At 60.7% G+C, this 15,117-nt stretch carries 13 protein-coding genes; 8 read left to right on the top strand and 5 right to left on the bottom strand.

Features of this window, described 5'->3' with window-relative positions; translation table 11 throughout:
• Nucleotides 1–187: 187 nt before the first annotated feature.
• Nucleotides 188–1,399, bottom strand: coding sequence for an MFS transporter (locus BR41_RS03845; RefSeq protein ID WP_035053046.1), 1,212 nt, complete (start codon nucleotides 1,397–1,399; stop codon nucleotides 188–190).
• A gap of 95 nt (nucleotides 1,400–1,494) precedes the next feature.
• Between BR41_RS03845 and BR41_RS03840 the strand changes: the two genes are divergently transcribed.
• The 5 genes from BR41_RS03840 (at nucleotide 1,495) to aroA (ending at nucleotide 6,052) form a co-directional block, all read left to right on the top strand.
• Nucleotides 1,495–2,277 carry an AraC family transcriptional regulator gene (locus tag BR41_RS03840; RefSeq protein WP_035053044.1) on the top strand — a complete coding sequence of 261 codons (783 nt, stop codon included), beginning with the start codon at nucleotides 1,495–1,497 and terminating at the stop codon, nucleotides 2,275–2,277.
• Nucleotides 2,278–2,353: 76 nt separating this feature from the next.
• Nucleotides 2,354–3,274 carry a branched-chain amino acid transaminase gene (locus BR41_RS03835; protein ID WP_035053042.1) on the top strand — a complete coding sequence of 307 codons (921 nt, stop codon included), beginning with the start codon at nucleotides 2,354–2,356 and terminating at the stop codon, nucleotides 3,272–3,274.
• A gap of 17 nt (nucleotides 3,275–3,291) precedes the next feature.
• On the top strand, nucleotides 3,292–3,498 hold the full coding sequence (locus tag BR41_RS03830; RefSeq protein WP_035053041.1) for a zinc-finger domain-containing protein: 207 nt from the start codon (nucleotides 3,292–3,294) through the stop codon (nucleotides 3,496–3,498).
• Between the two features lie 171 nt (nucleotides 3,499–3,669).
• Nucleotides 3,670–4,725 carry a lipopolysaccharide heptosyltransferase II gene (gene waaF / locus BR41_RS03825; protein ID WP_051710028.1) on the top strand — a complete coding sequence of 352 codons (1,056 nt, stop codon included), beginning with the start codon at nucleotides 3,670–3,672 and terminating at the stop codon, nucleotides 4,723–4,725.
• Nucleotides 4,726–4,753: 28 nt separating this feature from the next.
• Nucleotides 4,754–6,052: a 3-phosphoshikimate 1-carboxyvinyltransferase gene (gene aroA, locus BR41_RS03820; RefSeq protein WP_035053039.1), complete on the top strand. Its 1,299-nt coding sequence runs from the start codon at nucleotides 4,754–4,756 to the stop codon at nucleotides 6,050–6,052.
• Nucleotides 6,053–6,326: 274 nt separating this feature from the next.
• Here aroA and BR41_RS03815 read toward each other — a convergent pair whose 3' ends face one another.
• Nucleotides 6,327–7,208, bottom strand: coding sequence for a LysR family transcriptional regulator (locus BR41_RS03815; RefSeq protein WP_035053037.1), 882 nt, complete (start codon nucleotides 7,206–7,208; stop codon nucleotides 6,327–6,329).
• 139 nt (nucleotides 7,209–7,347) lie between these two features.
• Here BR41_RS03815 and BR41_RS03810 point away from each other — a divergent pair, with 139 nt between their 5' ends.
• Together BR41_RS03810 and BR41_RS03805 are read left to right on the top strand one after the other, a co-directional pair.
• Nucleotides 7,348–8,349 (top strand): SMP-30/gluconolactonase/LRE family protein, encoded by a 1,002-nt coding sequence (locus BR41_RS03810; RefSeq protein WP_035053035.1) that lies wholly within the window; start codon nucleotides 7,348–7,350, stop codon nucleotides 8,347–8,349.
• A gap of 175 nt (nucleotides 8,350–8,524) precedes the next feature.
• On the top strand, nucleotides 8,525–8,725 hold the full coding sequence (locus BR41_RS03805; RefSeq protein WP_035053033.1) for a hypothetical protein: 201 nt from the start codon (nucleotides 8,525–8,527) through the stop codon (nucleotides 8,723–8,725).
• Between the two features lie 380 nt (nucleotides 8,726–9,105).
• On the opposite strand, the gene BR41_RS03800 is transcribed toward BR41_RS03805, so the two are convergent.
• The 3 genes from BR41_RS03800 to BR41_RS03790 form a co-directional block, all read right to left on the bottom strand.
• Nucleotides 9,106–9,636 carry an HdeD family acid-resistance protein gene (locus BR41_RS03800; protein ID WP_051710025.1) on the bottom strand — a complete coding sequence of 177 codons (531 nt, stop codon included), beginning with the start codon at nucleotides 9,634–9,636 and terminating at the stop codon, nucleotides 9,106–9,108.
• A 386-nt stretch (nucleotides 9,637–10,022) separates the two neighbouring features.
• Entirely contained in the window at nucleotides 10,023–10,415 is a 393-nt protein-coding gene (locus BR41_RS03795) for a YybH family protein (protein ID WP_211251652.1), read from the bottom strand.
• Between the two features lie 168 nt (nucleotides 10,416–10,583).
• A complete protein-coding gene (locus tag BR41_RS03790; protein ID WP_035053028.1) occupies nucleotides 10,584–13,508 on the bottom strand; it encodes an HD domain-containing phosphohydrolase in 2,925 nt (974 codons plus the stop codon).
• Between the two features lie 249 nt (nucleotides 13,509–13,757).
• On the opposite strand from BR41_RS03790, the gene BR41_RS03785 reads away from it, so the two are divergent.
• The gene (locus BR41_RS03785) at nucleotides 13,758–14,960 is read left to right on the top strand and encodes an amino acid aminotransferase (protein ID WP_035053026.1); all 1,203 of its coding nucleotides are present in this window, start codon (nucleotides 13,758–13,760) and stop codon (nucleotides 14,958–14,960) included.
• Nucleotides 14,961–15,117: the final 157 nt, after the last annotated feature.

Genomic DNA, 15,117 nt, shown 5'->3' with positions numbered 1-15,117 from the left:
AAACCTTTGTAGGAGCGAGCTTGCTCGCGATGGCAACGGTGGATTATTCAACGCCGCCATCGCGAGCAAGCTCGCTCCTACATAAGGTGTGCTTTTCTCTGTGTTCTTTGTGTTCTCAACGGACTCTGTGTCTACAGGTTTTCGCCTTTGCCTTTCTCCATTGTTCAAGACTTCCAGTCTTGGCGTCCTAACTCACCCGCTTACGCAAATCCGGCAAAAACACCGTCAGCAAGCCCAGCAGCGGCAAAAACGCACACAGCCGGTAAACAAATTCGATGCCTTGCGCATCGGCCAGCTTGCCCAGCACGCCAGCGCCAATGCCGCCCATGCCAAACGCAAAACCAAAGAACAACCCCGACACCATCCCTACCCGCCCCGGCAGCAACTCCTGTGCGTAAACCAGAATGGCGGAGAACGCCGAAGCCAGGATGAAACCGATGATGAAAGTCAGCACGCCAGTCCAGGCAAGACCGACATAGGGCAAGGCCAACGTGAAGGGCGCGGCACCAAGGATCGAGAACCAGATCACGCGCTTGCGGCCGATCCGGTCGCCGATCGGGCCGCCCAGAATCGTGCCGGCGGCGACGGCGAACAGGAACACGAACAGGTGCAGCTGGGCGGACTGTACCGGCAGCTGGAAGCGCTTCATCAGATAGAAGGTGAAGTAGCTATTGATGCTGGCGAGATAGAAATACTTCGAGAACACCAGCGCCATCAGCACCGCCATCGCCCACGCCACTTGCCGTTTGGACAAACCGTTATCGACCACGGCGCGCTTCGCACCCGAGCGATGCTGGTGCTTGTACCAGCCGCCGATCTGCCACAGCACGCCAATTCCGATCAGCGCCGCCAGTGAAAACAAGGCCACGCTGTGCTGACCGTTCGGGATGATGATCAGCGCCGCCAGCAACGGCCCCATGGCGCTACCGGCATTGCCGCCAACCTGAAACACCGATTGCGCCAGACCATGTTTACCACCCGACGCCAGCCGCGCCACACGTGATGATTCAGGATGGAAAATCGATGAGCCGGTCCCCATCAATGCCGCCGCAACCAGCAACATGCCGAAGTTCGGTGCGAACGCCAGCGTCAGCAAACCGGCCAGACTGCAGGTCATGCCGAACGGCAGCGAATAGGGCTGCGGATGCTTGTCGGTGTACATGCCGACCATCGGCTGCAGCAGCGAGGCGGTGATCTGATAGGTCAGCGTGATCAGGCCGATCTGCGTGAAACTGAGATGGAAATTGCTTTTCAGCAACGGGTAGATGGCGAGGATCAGCGACTGGATCATGTCGTTGATGAAGTGCGAAAAACTGATCGCCCCCAACACGTTGAAACCGGTCCGCTCTCGCGCCGGATTGCCGCCGGCCGTGGCAACGGCGCTATTGGATTCGCTCATGGCTTGCTCCGGAAAATGACAGAAACATCGCCATGCTAGTCGCCAGACCAAGGCCCGTCCTGCGAGAATAAGACAATATTCGTCGAGAAACGGACATGACCATTCCCATCAACGATCAACCGCCGCGCTACCTGCAATATCACAGCAGCCAGCTACCGGTCGTCGCCATGGCGGCGGACTACACACCCGACCACGTCACCGCATGGCACCAACACCCGCATGCGCAGCTGATCCATGCGGTGCAAGGTGTGATGATCGTCTCCACCGCTGGCGGTCGCTGGGTCGTGCCGCCAAGCCGCGCGTTGTGGATGCCGGCCAACGTCGAACATCACGTCCGCATGGTCGGCCACGTGCAGATGCGCACCGCCTTCATTCGTCCGGATGCTGCGCCGGGCCTGCCGCAGCAATGTGCGGTGCTGGCCGTATCACCGCTGATGCGCGAGCTGATTCTTGCGGCCATCGACTTGCCGCAACCGTATGCCGATGATTCCCGCGCTGGCCGGCTGACGCGGCTGCTGCTCGACGAAATCCTGCTGCTGCCCACCCTGCCACTGCATTTGCCCCGCCCGACCGACCCGCGCCTGCAAACCATCTGCAATGCACTCGCCGCCGAACCGGATTCGCTCGCCACCGCAACACAATGGGCCGAACGCCTGGGCATCGACGCCCGCACCATTCAACGCCTGTTCGCCCGTGAAACCGGCATGACCTTCGGCCAATGGCGACAACAGGCGCGGCTGTTGGCGGCGCTGGAACGGCTGGCGACCGGCGCAAAGGTGGTCGATGTGGCACTCGACTGCGGTTACGACAGCCCCAGCGCGTTTACCGCCATGTTCCGCCGCCACTTTGGTGTCGCTCCGAGCGCGTTTTTCCGGTGATTGGCGGGATAAAAGACACGTATTTCGGCTACAATTGCCCCTTTTCGCCCCACAGAATTCCGCAGGAGAAATGACCATGTCGATGGCTGACCGCGACGGCTTTATCTGGTACGACGGCAAACTGGTGCCGTGGCGCGAAGCGACCACGCACGTACTCACCCACACGCTGCACTACGGCATGGGCGTATTCGAAGGCGTGCGCGCCTATGAAACCAGCAAGGGCGCTGCAATCTTCCGCCTGCAAGACCACACCAACCGCCTGTTCAATTCGGCCAAGATTCTCGGCATCAACCTGCCGTTCTCCAAAGAAGAAATCAACGCCGCCCAACTCGCAGTGATCCGCGAGAACAAGCTCAAATCCGGCTACCTGCGCCCGATGGCGTTCTACGGCCCGGAAAAGCTCGGCATCGCCCCGCCGGCCAACAATGTGCAAGTGATCGTCGCCGCCTGGCCGTGGGGTGCTTACCTCGGCACCGAAGGTCTGGAGCGCGGCATCCGCGTCAAGACCTCCAGCTTCAGCCGTCACCACGTCAATGTGACGATGTGCAAGGCCAAGGCCAACGGCAATTACATGAACTCGATCCTGGCCCATCAGGAAGCAGCCCAAGACGGTTACGACGAAGCGCTGTTGCTGGATGTGGATGGCTACGTGGCCGAAGGTTCGGGCGAGAACGTCTTCGTCATCCGCGGCGGCAAGCTCTACACGCCGGACCTGACCAGCTGTCTGGACGGCATCACCCGCAACACGGTGTTCCAGATCGCCAGCGAAATGGGCGTACAAGTGATCGAGAAGCGCATCACCCGCGATGAAATCTACATCGCCGACGAAGCGTTCTTCACCGGCACCGCCGCCGAAGTCACCCCGATCCGCGAACTGGACAACCGTCCGATCGGCATCGGCTCACGTGGCCCGATCACGGCGGAAATCCAGAAGCGTTACTTCGACATCGTGCAAGGCCGCGACGAGAAGCACGCCGATTGGCTCACCCTGGTTTGATCGCAAGGAACAACGAGATGAGCGTTCAAAAAGAAAACACCCAACGCGTGATCGAAGTCGGCGCTGCCGACTTGCCGCTGCACTGCCCAACGCCGGACCAGGTCGCCTGGAACTCGCACCCCCGCGTGTTCCTGCCGATCGAAAAATCCGGCGAGGCGCTGTGCCCGTACTGCGGCACGCTGTACAAATTGCGTGCCGGTGAAGTGATCAAGGGTCACCACTAAGAGCCACCAACAAAACCCTGCTGGCGTTGCTGTGCTCGCTTGCCGTACCAGTTGTACTGTCTGCGCTTCGCACGCCTAGCCAGCACCGCTACGCTGGGTTTTGTTAGCGGCTCTAACCGGTGACTGATAAAAGCAAAGCGGCGTCGTGACGCCGCTTTGTCGTTGGAAGACATGAAACGAATCCTGATAGTCGCCCCCGCCTGGGTTGGCGACGCCATCATGGCCCAGCCGCTGTATGCGCGGCTCAAGGCCAAGCATCCCGGTTGCGAGATCGACGTGCTCGCGCCGGCGTGGACGCGCCCGTTGCATGCCCGCATGCCGGAAATCAGCGAGTCGTTCGACAACCCGTTCGGTCACGGCGAACTCAAGCTCGGCGCACGCTGGAAGCTGGCCCGGCAACTGAAAAAACGCCGCTACGACCAAGCCATCCTGCTGCCGAACTCGCTCAAGTCGGCCCTGATCCCGTTCTTTGCCGGCATCCCGCTGCGTACCGGCTGGACCGGCGAAGCGCGTTATTGGCTCGTCAACGACATCCGCACGCTCGATACCTTGGCCCTGCCACAAATGGCGGAACGCTTCGCTGCCTTGGCCGAAGACAGCGGCGTGCCGTTGCCCCGCCCGCTGCCTTACCCGCAGCTGCATGTGAACGATGCCGAGCGCCAAGCCACGCTCACCAAGCTTGGTCTCCATCTCGATCAGCCCGTCATCGTCTGTTGCCCCGGTGCGGAATATGGCCCGGCCAAGCGCTGGCCAGCGCGGCACTTCGCCGAGTTCGCCCGCCAATGCCTCGCGCGCGGTTTGCAGGTGTGGCTGCTGGGTTCCGCCAAGGACCGCGAGATTGCCGACGAAATCGAAGCGCTCGCCCCCGGCGTCCACAATCTATCCAGCCGCACCACCTTGGCCGAAGCCATCGACCTGATGAGCTTCGCCCGCGTCGCCGTCTGCAATGATTCCGGCCTGATGCACGTGGCCGCTGCGCTGCAAGTGCCACTGGCTGCCATCTATGGATCGAGCAGCCCAGAGTTCACCCCTCCCTTGTCCAACCATGCCGAGATCGTCACGCTTGATCTCGAATGCAGCCCCTGTTTCGAGCGCATCTGCCCGCTTGGCCATATGAATTGCCTGAACCAGCTCGAAGCCGACCGCGTCACTGCGGCGGTATCCCGGCTGGCCCCCGATCTGTGGCCCGCGCCGCCTACCGCATCGATCCATCTGACCCCCATCTAACCCGTTCCGAGACCTCTGAGACCCGCCCATGGAATTCCTCGACCTCTCCCCGATTTCCCGCGTTGCCGGCAGCGTCGACCTGCCCGGTTCTAAGAGCATCTCCAACCGCACCTTGCTGCTGGCCGCGCTCAGCCGGGGCGAGACGCTGGTGAAGGGCCTGCTGGCCTCGGACGACACGCAACGCATGCTGGAAGCATTGGCTGCGCTCGGTGTGAAGTGGGAACAGCTGGGCGACAGCCGCGATTTCCGCGTTTGGGGTTGCGGCGGTGATTTCCCGGTGAAGGATGTCGACCTGTTCCTTGGCAACGCCGGCACCGCCTTCCGCCCGTTGACTGCTGCGCTAGCGTTGGCTGGTGGCACCTACAAATTGTCCGGCGTGGCCCGCATGCACGAGCGGCCAATTGGTGACTTGGTCGATGCATTGCGCCAAGCCGGCGCGCAGATCGAATACCTCGGCAACGACGGCTACCCGCCATTGCAGATTCGCCCCGGCACGATCGGCGGCGATCGCGTTGCCGTGAAGGGCAATGTATCCAGCCAGTTCCTCACCGGCCTGTTGATGGCCCTGCCGCTGACCGGCCGCGATTTCACTGTGGAAGTGATCGGCGAGCTGATCTCCAAGCCGTACATCGAAATCACCCTGAATCTGCTGCAACGCTTTGGCATCAAGGTGGAACGCAACGGTTGGAACGCGTTCTTCATTCCCGGCCTGCAGACCTACACCAGCCCGGGCGAAATCTTTGTCGAAGGCGACGCCTCCAGCGCGTCCTACTTCCTCGCTGCCGGTGCCATCGGCGCGAATGCCGATGCCCCGGTCACAGTGACCGGCGTTGGCAGACAGAGTATTCAAGGCGACGTGCGCTTTGCAGAGGCACTGGAAGCAATGGGCGCCGTCATCGAGCGTGGCGACGACTGGATCAGCGCCAGCCGCCCGGCCTCCGGCAAGCTCAAGGCCATCGACATGGACTTCAACCACATCCCCGATGCCGCCATGACCATCGCCATCGCCGCGCTATTCGCCGAAGGCACCACCACGCTGCGCAATATCGAAAGCTGGCGCGTGAAGGAAACCGACCGCCTCGCCGCAATGGCGACCGAGCTGCGCAAGCTCGGCGCAACAGTGGAAGAAGGCCAGGACTACCTGCGCGTCACCCCACCGGCCGAGCTCACACCGAATGCCGCCATCGCCACCTACGACGACCACCGCATCGCCATGTGCTTCTCGCTGGCTGCGCTTGGCGGCGTGCCGGTACGGATTCTCGACCCGGGCTGCACGGCCAAGACGTTCCCGACTTATTTTGACGAGTTGGGGCGGATTAGCAGCTGATTCAGCTTCCCGTCAAACGCTTTCTCCCCTCTCACGCTTGCGGGAGAGGGGCCGGGGGAGAAGGTCGTGCAACCTTCAATGACCTTGCTAGCACCCTCTCCCTAGCCCTCTCCCACAAGTGGGCGAGGGGACGAAAAACACCCCCTTCACCCCGGCAACGTAGCCGGACGGCTTTGCCGGCCGGGGTGACACCGCGTCAAGAACCATCCCGGCCCGAGATCACATCGCCCCCGGCCGGCAAAGCCGTCCGGGCTACAAAACCTTCGCGCCCTCGTCACCCCAACCGCTCCACAATAAAATCCACAAACGTGCGCAACTTGGGCGTCGGCCGCGAATCCTTGGTTCGCACGATATGAATCGGCCGCTGCGGCAACTCCCAATCGGGCAACAGCTGCACCAACTGCCCCGATTCCACCGCATCCGCCAGCAACACATCAGCCTGCACCACCACCCCCATGCCGGCTAGCGCGGCAGTCTTCAATGCCTGACCGTTGTTGCTGACGAATCCCCCCTTCACCGGCACGCGCGCCGTTTCATCGCCACGCGTAAAGCGCCATTCATGCCGCCGCCCCCACGGCATGAAGCCAAGGCAATCGTGCTGCGCCAAATCCGCCGGATGCTGCGGCATGCCGCGCTTGGCCAGATACGCCGGGCTGGCCACCGCCAACATGCGCGACGGCTGCAACGGCCGGGCGATGAGGTTGGGGTTATCCAGCCGACCGGAGCGAATACCGACCTCGAATCCCTCTTCCACCAGATCGACCACCCGGTCATTCAAGGTCAGCTCCACCCGCACATTCGGGTAACGCGCCATGTATTCGCCAATCAGCGGCACCAGCTTGTGCGCCCCGTACGACACCGCCGCCGTCAGCCGCAGCGTGCCTTGTGGCACGGCGCGCAACTCCTCGACCACCTGATCCGCCACATGCACGGTGCTCAGCACATCGCGACAGCGCTCCAGATAAACGCTGCCGATCTCGGTCAGGCTGTGACGGCGCGTAGTGCGATCCAGCAGTCGTGTGCCCAGCTGGGTTTCCAGCGCACGCACGTGGTTGGCAACCATGGTGGTCGACAGGCCGAACTCATCGGCCACCGCCGCGAAGCTGCCCTTTTCAACCACGCGCACAAACACCGCCATGCTGGTCAGTCGATCCATATCCGTTCATCCCTGTTCAAGCGCGCCATTCCAAAGCAAAAGTGTGGAATATCCAAAGTCTTGCGCAGTTTATCAATCGGGGCACCGCGAACAGAATCGTTTCATCATCAACCCCCACCCAACCGGCGAGGAAACCACAATGACACGCGCATCCTTCTTGCACCGCTGCTTTCTCCCCCGTACCGCCCTGCTGCTGGCGCTGGCAGGCGGCCATGCCTTCGCCGCTACCACCCCGCCGGCCACGCTGGCATTGCCTGCCGACTGGTATCCCGAAAGCCTCGCCACCGGGCCGGATGGCTCGTTCTATGTCGGTAGCTGGCGGCAAGGCGCGGTAGCCCGCATCAAGCTAGACGGCAGCACACCGGAAACCCTCGTGACACCGGGCTCCAACGGTCTGGGCAATGGTCAGGGTGTACTGGTCGATGCCGAGCGCAAAGTGCTATGGGTCTGCTCTGGCAACCTCGGCTTTACCACCGTCCCGTCCACACCCAGCGCACTGAAGAGCTACGACCTCGCTACCGGTGCGCCAAAGGCTAGCTACCCGATGCCGGACAAGGGCTATTGCAACGATCTGGCAAAAGACAGCCACGGCACGCTGTATGTGACCGACTCCTTCAATCCGCGTGTATTACGTCTGCGTCCGGGCGAGACGACGCTCTCGGTGTGGAAGGAAGATGCTGCATTTGCCGTCGGCAAGGACGGTTACTTTCTGAACGGCATCGCCATCGATCGCGATCAGCGCGTGTACGTGAGCGCAGTCTCCGCCGTGCCCTTCCTGTTCCGCATGGATGTGCAACCGGATGGTTCAGCCAGCGCCATCACCCGCGTCGACACGCCACGCCCCCTGAAAAATGCCGACGCCATCCGCATGGCCGGGCCGGATCGGCTGGTGATCTTCGAGAGCAACGCCTTTGGGAAGGACGGCCCTTATGGCGGGCAGATCAGCGTCGCCAAAGTCACCGGCACGCAAGCCGTGCTGCAGACCATCGTGACCGGGCTCAACGATCCGTCATCCGGCGTGATCGTGGGCAACCGCGTGTATTTCATCGAATCGAAATACTCGCTGCTGTTCAGCCGCAAGCCCGAACAAGTGCCGCTCGGCGTGCCGTTCGACCTGCAATCCGTTGAACTGCCGCAGTAACGCTTTCGTAGCCCGGACGGCTTGGCCGGCCGGGGTTGCAATGCGAACATTCTCGGCCGGATTGGATGGAAATGGGCTGGCTATCCATCACGCCTTTAAGCCAAGGCCGATACTGCCATTGGCACCGGGCCGATATCCTCTCAGCCTTCCTTTTTCCCCGGCCTCGGGCCTTGTCATGCGCAATACCAAGCCCTACGCCAAATTCATCCTGTCCGCCGTTAGCGTGTTGTTATGTGGCATCGCCCCCACCCACGCCTGGGTCGGCAATGCCTTGGAGCGACGCGTGTGGCAGATGAATATCACGCAGCGACAGCGTGAATGGGCCAAGGCCGAAATATTGCGCCAACGGCTCGAACGCAATGCCGACATGCGCTAGATGCCCCCCTCAATGCCATCAACAAACCCGCCTTTACGGCAGGCTTTGTTTTTTTACGCAAGTTGGCTCGTACCGCACTCTTCAACGCAAAGCCGCCTCTCTCAAGGCGGCTTCTTTGTTGCATCAACGACCATCGATCACTCCGATTTTCGATCATTCGCCGGTATTCATTGGAAATCCGCGTTTCTTCAATCACCTTGCGTCGTTCTGCTGCCATGCGCGGCGCCGAGGCATTGGAGAAGGTTATTGACGAAGCCGTCACAGCGATCCGCCTGCAGCGACGGGACCCCAAGGCATGATGCGGGTGTTTCACAAAATCAACGCCCCGCTTCTTGCGGGGCGTTTTTACAGCGCTGGCTACAAATTTAAATGGTTGATGCTCAATACCGCCCACGCTTGATCAGTGACGCATATTGCAAAGCGGAAATGCCGTTGAAGACGAAGCTGATGCCGACCAGGGTGCCAATCGCCCACAGGCCGCTGGCGGGCCATTGCGCAGAGAGCATGAAGCCCAGCAGCGTGGTGATGATGCCGTCGAACAGCATCCAGATTGAGCCGGGCAGTGCACGGATGCCGACCCAGGCGACGATGCGGAAGATGCCGGTGGCAATGAACAGCCAGGCGATGGCGAGGGTGAGCGAGGCGACGGCTTCGATCGGGCTGCAGAGCAGGTAGCCGCCGCCAACGATCAGGACCAGTGCGGCGAGCACGTGCCAGATGCGGCCCATGGCGTGTTGTGGCTGGAAGGCGAGCATCAGCTGCAAGACGCCGGCGGCGGCGACCAGGCCGGCAAACAGCATGGCAATCGCGATGCTGCTGGCGAGCGGGGCAACGATGCTGATGATGCCGACAACGATCAGGATGATGGCCAATGGCTTGGCGTAGTTGGTTTCGGTTGGGGTGAGCGACATGGTGACTCCTTGGTTGATTCCGGTTCGCCGGCGGGGCCGGGATGGAATGGCGGCGTTAGGGAGTCGGGAATGTAGCGCGGCGTGGGTTGGGTGTATCTGCGACGATTCTGATAATTCAGCCCTTGGTAATTAATTGCGGCCAATTACATTTTGATTCAATTGGATCGTGGATTTTTGGGGGAATTGGGCTATCGCAACATCCGCTATTGCGTTTTGCGCGAATTTGAATTCACGCCCGATGGATTTCCATCAAATTGCAATTGCGTCCGGATATTGAATTTTCATTTCAATATGCAGCCCGGATGGTTTTACCGGCCGGGAAGATACGGGTAAGGCGTTGGGTAAAGCCCCGGCCGGTAAAGCCGGCCGGCCTACGGGACGGCCGCTCAAACCTGTGGCACCGTCACCAACATATTGGCATCGCGGCTCAGTAGCCAACCGCCGTTGCGCTTCTCGAATACCGTCAGCGTGTTACCGGCCCGGTGCACGGGTTCGCCGCCGGTGCGCGGGGTGATGGTGACGGCGAGCGTGGTCCAGCAATGGGCGTGATCGCCGTGGATGCGGATTTCTTCAATGGTCGAGGTGTAGTCGATGCAGAACTGGCTGATGGCACTGCGGAACGCGGCAGCGAATGTATCTGCGCCACGCATCGGCGGGCGGCCGGGCTGCAGGAATACGGCATCGTCGGCGCAGAGGTCGATCAGCTGCTGCACATCCCCGGCCAGCGTGGCTTGGCGCCAAGTCTCGAACCAGGCACGAATTGCTTGTCCATCGTTCATCATTTCATCCTTTTCCAAAACGCCGGGCCTGATTGATTGGTTTGACTCTTATTGGTTTGACTCTTATTGGTTTGATTCAATGGTTCAATTGAATCAGCCGGATTGATTGGTCTTTAAATAAAGAGAATGAAGAAATCCCGACATGAGATCGCACTCAATCACCGCAGGCTAGGCCAATCCAGCCAATAACGCCTGTTCATCCACCACATCAACCTGCTGCTGCCGCATAAAGCGCTCGGCGTATTCCAGATACACTTTTTGCCGGATAAAGAGCCGGAACAGGCCAGGGTCGACATGGCCTTCGCGGGCCATGCTGGCCATGATCTTGAGCGATTCAGAGAGCATCTTGCCCTTCTTGTACGGTCGATCGATCGCGGTGAGGGCTTCGAAGATATCGGCAATGGCCATCATTCGCGCCGGCAGGCTCATATCGCCGCCCCTGAGCCGCTTCGGATAGCCGTTGCCGTCCATTTTTTCGTGATGACCACCGGCAATTTCCGGCACCTGTTGCAGATGCTTGGGGAACGGCAGTTTTTCCAGCATGACGATGGTTTGCACGATGTGCTGGTTGATCTTGTAGCGCTCTTCGGCGGAGAGCGTGCCACGCGCGACAGCAAGGTTATAAAGCTCGCCGCGGTTGTAGAGGTACTCCGGCTCTTTCATGTCGAAGCCGTAACCGGCCGGCAGAACATCATGCGGGCCGCGCATGAACAAGTGTTCTGGTCGGTCGACAAGCAGGGGTTCATCCACCGGCAACAGCGATTCGGGCGCTCTGGCCTTGCGCTCGGCTTCTTCGTACGAAATACCGATCCGGTCGGATATCGTGCGCCGCCAAGTCTTCGCGGCGATGGTTTTCAGGCGCTCCACGCGCTCCGGGGCCATGAATTCGCCTCCGAGATTGCATTCGCCGATAAAGGCGAAATCGTCGTCGAGCCGGCGCAGTTGCTGGTCGAGGATTGTTTTGAGTACGGCCGGATCGCCGCCGACAGCGACCGCTTGCCAGTAAGAAAGCTCGGCATCGCGCTTGAGCACCTCAAAGCGCATGCGGACTTCGTGGATGCGGTCGTAGAGGGTTTCGAGCTTGGTGGCTTTGTCGACCACGTATTCCGGTGTCGTCACCTTGCCGCAGTCATGCAACCACGCGGCGATGTGTAGCGCCTCCCATTCATCCAGCGTCGGGTTGAAATCGGCGTATGGGCCTTCGATTTCGCGTTCGGCAGCACGGGCCAGCATCTTGGTGAGTTCCGGCACGCGCTGGCAGTGGCCGCCGGTGTAGGGGCTCTTGGCGTCGATGGCGCCGGCGATGAGCTGGATAAAGGCTTCCAGCAGGTGCTTTTGCTCCAGCACCAGCTGTTGGGCTTCGATGGCGATGGCGGCCGAGCCGGAGAGCGCTTCGACCAAGGCAATCAGCGACGCATTGACCAGGTATTCCTCTTCATCCTGCAGCAACAGCAACACGCCCAGACATTCGTTGAGCTGGTTCTTGAGCGGCACCGCCAATACGGTCAGCGGGTGGTCGAATTCGCTCACGTGATCAAAGCGCTCGGTGAGCTCGGCCGGGCTGAAGGATTCACTGACGGTATTGCCATAGAGATAAGCCTGCATGGCGGGATGCGTGTCGTCACGGCCGCCGATCAATGTCGCCAACTTGTTACCGTCGAACGCTTGCTCGCCCCAACGGGCTTGCACTGGCTTGAGGCCACTTTCCTCCTGGAGGTACACCACCCCGCCGCGGCCGTGCGAGATATCTGCGGTTTCTTCGAGAATGCGTGCGATCAGCGAATCGAAGCGCCGCTCGCTGGCCAGTGCCATGCCGATATCGAGGAAGTTGCGGATCGTGGCTTTGGCTGTCCCCATCGCTTGCGCGAGTTCGTCGATTTCTTCAATGCGCGAGCGCACGGTGAGGGTGGAGTCGAACTGGAGCGCCTGAATCTGCTTGGCTTCTTCGAGCAGGGCCTTGATGGGTTGCGACGCCAGCCGCGACACCCAGAGCGCGATGGCGATAGCGATGATCAACATACCCGCGGAGATTTCCATCGCGCGGTTGCGCACGTTGATGGCATCGCTGAGCAGCTCACTCTGTGGCGCGGCAATTGCCAGATGCATTGGCGTTCCGCCGGGCACTGGAATGGTCGCCAGATAACCTTGCCAGGCGATGCCGCCTGAATCGAAGGTCGGCATCGAATTGCCGGCCTTGGCCGCTTCGACCAGCTGCGATAACGCCGGCACGTGCAAATCGTCCAGCTGCCGGAGCTGCGCACCACTTTGGGTCTGGAGCATCACGCGGGCGGGGTCGCGATAGGCCAGCACCTGCCGTTGATCATCGAACAAGGCCAGTTCGGAATTGGGCGTGATGCGTTGTGCGGCGAGCAGGTTGCTCAGGCTATCGAGCGTGATGTCGGCCGCAACCACGGCTTCGCTGTTTTCGCTACGCCGCGAGATCGTGGTCCCGACTTCCTTGACCGTGAAAAACAGGTAAGGCCGGGTGAAGGACACATCACGCTGCGTGCTCGCGGCCACATACCACGGTCGCTGACGTGGATCGAACTGGTAAGTAGGCTCGGAGCGCTGCTCGATCATTCGCAGGCTGCTGTTGTAGAACAAATAGCGTCCGTCGACATCGGCACCGTGGCGTTCGACGCTTTGCACCATGTACATCGCACCATCCGGGGCATTGAAATGTTCCCGCAGAGCCGGGGATTGGTCGAGGCGCCGCACCAGGAAAAAGTCGCCGTTGTCATAGCCGATATACACCGATGCCAAACCGAGCGAGCCACGCAATATTTCGGCGAAATACGGGAAGCTGTGCAGACGCTCGTACAGCGAGCCAGCTTCCATCACCCCCTGGTGCGACAGCAGGTTCACCACCGTGGAGGTTGGCGTATAGCGGCGTTCCAGCTCGCGCACGGTTTGATCGCCAATGCGGCTGAACAGCGCACCGGAGGCTGTCAGCAACATCCGGCTGGTCTGGCGGTACTGATAGACAATGTTGACGAGCGCAAAGACCACGAGCAGCGCGACGAACAAAATCGAGATATAGGCATACAACGGATAGCGCCGGTGCTTGCCGCTTCCGTCCCGTTGCTTAGGCATCAATGTCCCCTTCTTTCTGGAAAGCCTACCCGTCGATTACACACACGACAAGACATGACAAACCCGCTGGTTAGCATTTGTTGCCTGCGACAACATCAGGTACGGATTGGTGGAATCGGCAAGGGCTTGGCAGCGCCGGCTGGCTTGCTCCCATGCTAAAATCCCAACCTCATATTTTTCTGTTTTGGCCGACGTGTTTCCCCGTCCGCCGTCCTTGTTACCCACTTGTCCCCTCCTACGGAGAGCAGCATGAGCACATCGATATTTGCCGCCGTCGAAATGGCGCCGCGCGACCCGATCCTGGGTCTGAACGAAGCCTTCAACGCCGATACCCGCACCACCAAAGTAAATCTGGGTGTGGGTGTCTACAGCGACGACAACGGCAAGATTCCGCTGCTCGCCGCCGTGAAGGCTGCTGAAAAGGCTCGCCTGGAAACCCAACCGGCACGGGGCTATCAGCCGATCGAAGGCCTTGCTGCCTACAACAACGCGGTGCAGAACCTGCTGTTCGGCGCCGGCTCCGAACTGACCACCTCCGGCCGCGTGATCACCGCCGAAGCGCTGGGCGGCACCGGCGCGCTGAAAATCGGCGCGGACTTTCTCAAGCGCCTGAACGCCGATGCCAAGGTCTATATCAGCGATCCGAGCTGGGAAAACCATCGTGCGCTGTTCGAGTCGGCTGGCTTCACGGTCGAAAACTATCCGTATTACGACGCAACCACCCGTGGCGTGAACTTCGCCGCCATGAAGGCCGCACTGCTGTCTTATGCACCGGGCTCGGTGATCGTGCTGCATGCTTGCTGTCACAACCCGACTGGCGCTGATCTGAACGAAGCGCAATGGGCCGAAGTGGTCGAAGCCTGCCGTGAACGTGGCCTCGTCCCGTTCCTCGACATGGCTTATCAAGGCTTTGCCGATGGCATCGAGCCAGACGCGATCGCGGTGCGCCTGTTCTCCGCCTCCGGCCTGCAATTCTTCGTGTCCAGCTCGTTCTCGAAGAGCTTCTCGCTGTATGGCGAACGGGTTGGCGCGCTGTCGATCGTGTCGTCTTCGAAGGAAGAAGCCGGCCGCGTACTGTCGCAACTGAAGCGCGTGATCCGCACCAACTACTCCAACCCGCCGATCCACGGTGGCGCGGTGGTTGCTGCGGTGCTGTCCAGCCCGGAACTGCGCCAGCAGTGGGAAGACGAACTCGCCGGCATGCGTGACCGCATCCGCGCCATGCGCGTCGGTCTGGTCGAGGCATTGAAGGCCAAGGGCGTCACGCAGGACTTCAGCTTCGTCAGCGCCCAGCGCGGCATGTTCTCCTACACCGGCCTGACCGCCGCGCAGGTGGAAACGCTGAAGAACGACTTCGGTATCTACGCCGTTTCGACTGGCCGTATCTGCCTGGCTGCCCTCAACAGCAAGAACATCGACTATGTGGCTGAGTCGATTGCCAAGGTGCTGTAACACGCTCCGTTGGTAACACTGCAAAACAACACCCCAGCCTAGGCTGGGGTGTTTGTTTTTAGGCGTTGGGTTCTTGATGAATCAAGGTGGCCAAACATTGTAGGAGCGAGCTTGCTCGCGATGACGACGAGGAACGACTCCCCATTGCCATCGCGAG

It is taken from the genome of Andreprevotia chitinilytica DSM 18519 (genome assembly GCF_000711875.1).
GTDB classification, from domain to species: Bacteria; Pseudomonadota; Gammaproteobacteria; order Burkholderiales; family Chitinibacteraceae; genus Andreprevotia; species Andreprevotia chitinilytica.
Note: the sequence above shows the minus strand (reverse complement) of the source record. Positions and strands in the feature narration are given on the sequence as shown.

Bases quoted from the DNA above. Each gene is read 5' to 3' on its own strand.
- BR41_RS03805 (WP_035053033.1), top strand. From the start codon at position 8,525: ATGCGCAATACCAAGCCCTACGCCAAATTCATCCTGTCCGCCGTTAGC.
- BR41_RS03845 (WP_035053046.1), bottom strand. From the start codon at position 1,399: ATGAGCGAATCCAATAGCGCCGTTGCCACGGCCGGCGGCAATCCGGCG.
- aroA (WP_035053039.1), top strand. From the start codon at position 4,754: ATGGAATTCCTCGACCTCTCCCCGATTTCCCGCGTTGCCGGCAGCGTC.
- BR41_RS03785 (WP_035053026.1), top strand. From the start codon at position 13,758: ATGAGCACATCGATATTTGCCGCCGTCGAAATGGCGCCGCGCGACCCG.
- BR41_RS03815 (WP_035053037.1), bottom strand. From the start codon at position 7,208: ATGGATCGACTGACCAGCATGGCGGTGTTTGTGCGCGTGGTTGAAAAG.
- waaF (WP_051710028.1), top strand. From the start codon at position 3,670: ATGAAACGAATCCTGATAGTCGCCCCCGCCTGGGTTGGCGACGCCATC.
- BR41_RS03835 (WP_035053042.1), top strand. From the start codon at position 2,354: ATGTCGATGGCTGACCGCGACGGCTTTATCTGGTACGACGGCAAACTG.
- BR41_RS03795 (WP_211251652.1), bottom strand. From the start codon at position 10,415: ATGAACGATGGACAAGCAATTCGTGCCTGGTTCGAGACTTGGCGCCAA.
- BR41_RS03840 (WP_035053044.1), top strand. From the start codon at position 1,495: ATGACCATTCCCATCAACGATCAACCGCCGCGCTACCTGCAATATCAC.
- BR41_RS03830 (WP_035053041.1), top strand. From the start codon at position 3,292: ATGAGCGTTCAAAAAGAAAACACCCAACGCGTGATCGAAGTCGGCGCT.
- BR41_RS03800 (WP_051710025.1), bottom strand. From the start codon at position 9,636: ATGTCGCTCACCCCAACCGAAACCAACTACGCCAAGCCATTGGCCATC.
- BR41_RS03810 (WP_035053035.1), top strand. From the start codon at position 7,348: ATGACACGCGCATCCTTCTTGCACCGCTGCTTTCTCCCCCGTACCGCC.
- BR41_RS03790 (WP_035053028.1), bottom strand. From the start codon at position 13,508: ATGCCTAAGCAACGGGACGGAAGCGGCAAGCACCGGCGCTATCCGTTG.